Here is a 5,579-nt window from a genome sequence, read left to right on the forward strand (position 1 = left end):
AGAAAATGCAATCTGTGCATTGGAAAGTCCTTTTTGTTGTAAATACACAAAAAAAACACTTTGCATAGAAAAAAAGGCTAAAGTTGAAATAAACCTTCGCCATAACAGTAAGTTTTCTAGAGACATAGATTTAAAGTATATAAATTGCAATTTTTCATTATATTTATAAGAGGATTCTTCTCCAATACTTTTCTATAAAATAAAAGGCAACCTTGCTATAAGATTGCCTTAGAATATGATTGGTAATAATCAGATTATTTTCGTTCAATAATGACAGAGATTCCTTGTCCTCCACCAATGCATAAAGTCGCTAAACCCAATCTCATATCTCTATTTATCATACTATGTAATAAGGTAACTAATATTCTAGCTCCACTCGCACCAATAGGATGACCCAATGCGATAGCACCTCCGTTAATATTTACCTTACTCATATCAAAATCTAACTCTTTTCCTACAGCAATAAATTGTGCAGCAAAAGCTTCATTAGCTTCAATGAGATCAATATCATTCAATGTTAACTTAGCTTTATTTAATGCTTTCTTCGTTGCTGGTATTGGGCCTAATCCCATTACTGAAGGATCTACACCAGAATTAGCATAACTACGAATATATGCTAATGGTTTTAATCCTAATGAAAGGGCTTTACTCTCACTCATAAGTAATAATGCTGCCGCACCATCATTTATGCCAGATGCATTACCCGCAGTCACTGTTCCTTCTTTTTTAAATGCAGGTTTTAATTTAGATAAACCTTCAAGGGTAGACTCAAATTTTGGATATTCATCTGTTGTAAAAATAACATCGCCTTTTCTATTTTTTACCACAACAGGAACAATTTCTCGATCAAAAGCACCTGAGGTTATCGCCTGTTTTGCTAAAGACTGAGAACGTAACGCAATATTATCTTGTTCTTCTCTTGTAATACCATATTGCTCAGCTACATTTTCTGCAGTTATTCCCATATGGTAATGATTTATAGCACAGGTTAAACCATCTTCAATCATTGAGTCTCTTAAAGATAAGTTACCCATTTTTGCTCCTAATCGTACTTTACTGTCTAATATATGCGGAGCTTGGCTCATGTTTTCCATACCGCCAACAACAACAATATCTGCATCTCCACTTGTTATAGCTTGAGCTCCTAACACTACACTTTTTAACCCTGAGCCACATACTTTATTAATTGTCAATGCAGAGATTTGTTCAGGAATACCTGCCTTCAACGCTGACTGTCGAGCAGGGTTTTGCCCCAGCCCTGCTTGTAATACGTTTCCCATAATAATTTCATCTACAGATGATGGAGCTAAATCTACTCTTGCCATGACCTCTTTAATTACAGTCGCACCAAGATCAACCGCACTAACTTTAGCAAGAGAGCCATTAAAACTTCCAATCGCCGTTCTAGCCGCACTAACAATAACAACATTATTCATTTTTGTTCTCCTTAAGAATTAATTATAGAAAATACAATCCGATAACAAATATTGGCGTAGTGAAGATCAATACAGTCATGCAATACCCCATAATATCTCTCACACCTAATCCAGCGATACCGAGTGCAGGTAATGCCCAGAAAGGTTGTGCCATATTCATCCACTGCTCACCATATGCAATTGCCATCGCTGATTTACCAAGATCTGCACCTAATGCTTGTGCTGCAGGAATAACAAATGGACCTTGAATCACCCAATGACCACCACCGGAAGGTACTGCAAAATTAATTAAGGCTGAGCTGAAAAAAGTTAAAAGAGGAAATGTATCTTTATTTGCGATATTGATGAAAAATTCAGTGATAAGTCCACCTAATCCTGAATGCTCCATCATTAATTGAACACCCGCATAGAATGGGAATTGAATTAGAATACCTGCGGTACTTCTAGTTGCATTTACAATGGCTCTCATATAGGACATTGGAGAACCATGTAAGATAATACCAGTTATAAGAAATATAAAATTCACGTTATTGATCGTTAAATTAAAACCATTCTTATAAAAGTTTATACCTAAATAAATATATCCTAATCCACCAATGATATAAGCTAAAACTCGACTTTCTTCTAAACGCTCTGCAAATGTTGCAGATAAAGATAATTCTTTTTTAAAACTAGGCTCTGGAGCAAGTAAACTAGGATCTATGCTTCTAACATTTCCCTCCTTCGGAGTCATCATTAATGTAATTAAAGGTAATAAAAATAATAATGAACCAATAATAAATAAGTTGTATCCAGAAAATAATGTCTCTGTGGCTGGTATAATTCCTTGAGGATTAGCATCAGTCACCATCAAATGTGCAACAGGATTACCTGGCGTAGCTGCAAGTAACGGCATAGAACCAGATAATCCACCACCCCAAGTCATAAAACCAATATAAGCACAGGCAATTAAAAGAGCATAATCGGTTCCCTTAATTCTCCGAGCAACTTCTTTAGCAAACATCGCACCAACAACGAGACCAAATCCCCAATTGATAATACAGGCTAATCCTCCCATAAATGTTACAAGCATTACACCTTGAGCAGGAGTCCTAGCTATAGATGCAGCTTGTCCCAAAAATGACTTGATTTGAGGAGATGAGGCTAAAGCATTACCCGTTACAACAATTAAAGCCATTTGCATTCCAAAACCAAGTAAATTCCAGAATCCATCACCCCACATATTAACTAAATCAACAGGAGTGCTATCGGTAAGCCCTAAAGCAAATAAGAAGGTTAGAAATGTAAGAAGTACTGCAAAAATAAGAGGATCTGGTAGATATTTACTGACAATATAAGTCATTAATCGAGATACTTTGCTAATCATAATCACAATCCTCTTTGGCTAAGTTTCATTTCATGAATATCATCAGCAATCGTAAAATCTGCTTCTGTATTATTTCTAATTGTTTCTATATCAACTCCAGGTGCGAATTCAGCTAAAATAAGCTTTTTGTCCACAAAGTTAAAAACTGCAAGCTCTGTTACAATCGTAGAAACTTTACTTTTAGCGGTTAGAGGCAAAGTACATTTTTTAAGAATTTTAGAAGTTCCAGCCTTAGTGCAATGTTCCATTCCGATGATAACCTTTTTAGCACCAGTCACTAAATCCATAGCTCCCCCCATTCCTGGAACCATTTTCCCAGGAACCATCCAGTTTGCTAGATTAGCTTCTTGATCAACCTCTAATCCTCCTAACACACAGGCATCCACATGCCCTCCCCGAATTAAAGCAAATGAGAATGCACTATCAAATGTTGCACCGCCTTTTTTAATTGAACATGGCTGTCCTCCTGCATTGACTATATTAGGATTTGCCATATCTGGATTAAAAGCAACTAATCCTAAAAAACCATTTTCAGATTGCAATGTAATATTAATATCATTTGGTAAATAATTAGCAACTTGTGTAGGTAATCCAATACCGAGGTTCACAATATCACCGTCTTTTAACTCCATGGCAATTCGTCTAGCAATTAACTCTTTAGCATTCATTTCAATATTCCTCTTAGTTATGATCTGGATAAATAATATGGTCAATAAGTGCTCCTGGAGTCACTACATCATCAGGTAACATTTCTCCAGTTCTCACAACTACATCAGCTTCAACAATTACTTTTTTTGCAGCTAACGCAATTAAAGGATTAAAATTTTGAGCAGATAATTCATAAACTAAATTACCTTCATCATCAGATCTTTTAGCTTGAACAATTGCTAAATCTGCTTTAAGAGGTAGTTCTAATAAATATTCAGAGCCATCAATCGATAATTTTTGTTTTCCTTCCTCTACTACTGTACCAAGTCCTGTTGGGGTTAATATTCCACCTAAACCAGCCCCTCCAGCCCGAACGCGTTCGGCTAATGTTCCTTGAGGAACGAGTTCTACGTCGATTTCACCAGAAATCATCTTTTTACCTGTTTCAGGATTTGTACCAATATGAGAAGCAATAACTTTTCTTACTCTGTTATGTGCAATCAATGGACCAACTCCAGTATCAACAAATGCTGTATCATTCCCAATAATAGTCAGATCTTTAACGCCTGAATCTAAAATTGCCTTGACTAATTTAGTTGGAGTTCCAATCCCCATGAAGCCACCAAACATTATGGACATACCATCAAATAAATGTTCTTTAACATTTTCTATTGAAATTCTTTTATTACTCATTGATAACCTCATTCATAATTTAATTAAAAAATTAATATTTATTAAAATAAGAAATGTATAAATTAACTTTATTTAAAACAATCAAAAATAATACAACCCTCCTTAACAATAAAGAATTGCACATGTTTGTTAATATGTATAAAAGGCTAACAGGAAAATAATAAGAAAAGAAATATTGATTTTTTAAAGCTGTATAAATTTTATTTATAGTATGAAAATTGACACAAGAATAAATTATCAGTACTCTAATAGAAAAATAATTAATTTTTTTAAAGATAGAGGTTTAAAAATGGATATACGACACTTAAGATACTTTATTTCAATTATAGATAATGATTTTAATCTTAGTAAAACATCCAAAAATCTTTATATATCTCAACCCGCACTGAGTATGATGTTAAGTGATTTTGAAAATAAAGAAAATATACAGTTATTTAAACGTTCAAAAGGGAAAATTATCGGATTAACATACATTGGTGAACATTATTATTATGATGCACAAGAAGTTGTAAAAAAATATAATGAAATGTATCTAAATCTTCATACTATGACTAAAAAGATTACAGGAAATATAATAATTGGTATTCCTCCTCTTGTTCTATCTATTGTTTTTTCTAAAATAATGCCTCAATTAATTTTAAAAAATTCCAACATAAATTTTACAATTAAGGAACAAGGTGCATATTTATTAAAAAACGAACTATTATTAGAGAATATACAGTTAGCAATTTTACTTTCACCAGAACATATATCAAAGAATATCATTGATTCTTTTGATCTACTAAATTCTGAGCTATCATTATTTATATCTCCACAACACGAATTAGCTAAAAAAGAATATATTACTTGGCAAGATCTTCATAACCAAAAAATAGCCATTTTTGATGATAGTTTTATGATACATCACCAATTAAAAGAAGCTTTTGAAAGGCACAATATTTATCCTCATTTGATTCTAAAATCTAGTTCTTGGGATTTTTTGCTAAACTCTGTTAAAATCAATAAAGAATTATTAACAATTCTTCCCCTACCCATAGCAGAACAATTTAATTCTCCTAATTTTATTTGTCGTCGTATAGAAGAACCTATCCCATGGATTGTCACTCTATGTAGATTAAAAAAGAATAACTATACTAATACAGAAAATTATATATTTGATTCCTTACTTAAATCATTTGTTAGATAAAGTTTTTAATCCACCTTTAAATCTCTTTGGCGGATACCTAATAAAAGAAGGATACCGAAATATATTATTGCAGCAAGGGTAATCAACCACAGTAGCCAATGAACTTTTCCAAAAATTGTAAGTGATGCCCATTGAATTAAATCTGGTGAAAAATAGGAAACAATTGCACCCATCATACAACCAGCAATCAATAATTTAAGGGTAAATATTGCTGTTTTTATACTCACTTTATAAATATTATTTTTTACTA

Annotated in this window: 5 protein-coding genes and 2 pseudogenes; 1 reads left to right on the top strand and 6 read right to left on the bottom strand. The window is 33.0% G+C overall.

Features of this window, described 5'->3' with window-relative positions; all coding sequences use genetic code 11:
* From Q1J40_RS07130 to atoD, 5 genes and pseudogenes are all read right to left on the bottom strand, one after another.
* Positions 1-126 (bottom strand): annotated as a pseudogene (locus Q1J40_RS07130) (MFS transporter); the annotation flags it as partial.
* 128 nt (positions 127-254) lie between these two features.
* On the bottom strand, positions 255-1,436 hold the full coding sequence (locus Q1J40_RS07135; RefSeq protein ID WP_301099418.1) for an acetyl-CoA C-acetyltransferase: 1,182 nt from the start codon (positions 1,434-1,436) through the stop codon (positions 255-257).
* Between the two features lie 22 nt (positions 1,437-1,458).
* Entirely contained in the window at positions 1,459-2,802 is a 1,344-nt protein-coding gene (locus Q1J40_RS07140) for a TIGR00366 family protein (RefSeq protein ID WP_301099419.1), read from the bottom strand.
* Positions 2,803-2,804: 2 nt separating this feature from the next.
* Entirely contained in the window at positions 2,805-3,470 is a 666-nt protein-coding gene (locus tag Q1J40_RS07145) for a 3-oxoacid CoA-transferase subunit B (RefSeq protein ID WP_301099420.1), read from the bottom strand.
* A gap of 13 nt (positions 3,471-3,483) precedes the next feature.
* Positions 3,484-4,143, bottom strand: coding sequence for an acetate CoA-transferase subunit alpha (gene atoD, locus Q1J40_RS07150; protein ID WP_301099421.1), 660 nt, complete (start codon positions 4,141-4,143; stop codon positions 3,484-3,486).
* A 289-nt stretch (positions 4,144-4,432) separates the two neighbouring features.
* Between atoD and Q1J40_RS07155 the strand changes: the two genes are divergently transcribed.
* A complete protein-coding gene (locus Q1J40_RS07155; protein ID WP_301099422.1) occupies positions 4,433-5,329 on the top strand; it encodes a LysR family transcriptional regulator in 897 nt (298 codons plus the stop codon).
* A gap of 5 nt (positions 5,330-5,334) precedes the next feature.
* Here the strand turns inward: Q1J40_RS07155 and Q1J40_RS07160 are convergent.
* Positions 5,335-5,579: pseudogene (locus Q1J40_RS07160) on the bottom strand (murein biosynthesis integral membrane protein MurJ); the annotation flags it as partial.

This window comes from Otariodibacter sp. (genome assembly GCF_029256985.1).
Taxonomy (GTDB): domain Bacteria; phylum Pseudomonadota; class Gammaproteobacteria; order Enterobacterales; family Pasteurellaceae; genus Otariodibacter.

What these genes read in the sequence shown, in the direction of transcription:
- Q1J40_RS07135 (WP_301099418.1), bottom strand. Translation starts at nt 1,436, where the DNA reads ATGAATAATGTTGTTATTGTTAGTGCGGCTAGAACGGCGATTGGAAGT.
- Q1J40_RS07140 (WP_301099419.1), bottom strand. Translation starts at nt 2,802, where the DNA reads ATGATTAGCAAAGTATCTCGATTAATGACTTATATTGTCAGTAAATAT.
- Q1J40_RS07145 (WP_301099420.1), bottom strand. Translation starts at nt 3,470, where the DNA reads ATGAATGCTAAAGAGTTAATTGCTAGACGAATTGCCATGGAGTTAAAA.
- atoD (WP_301099421.1), bottom strand. Translation starts at nt 4,143, where the DNA reads ATGAGTAATAAAAGAATTTCAATAGAAAATGTTAAAGAACATTTATTT.
- Q1J40_RS07155 (WP_301099422.1), top strand. Translation starts at nt 4,433, where the DNA reads ATGGATATACGACACTTAAGATACTTTATTTCAATTATAGATAATGAT.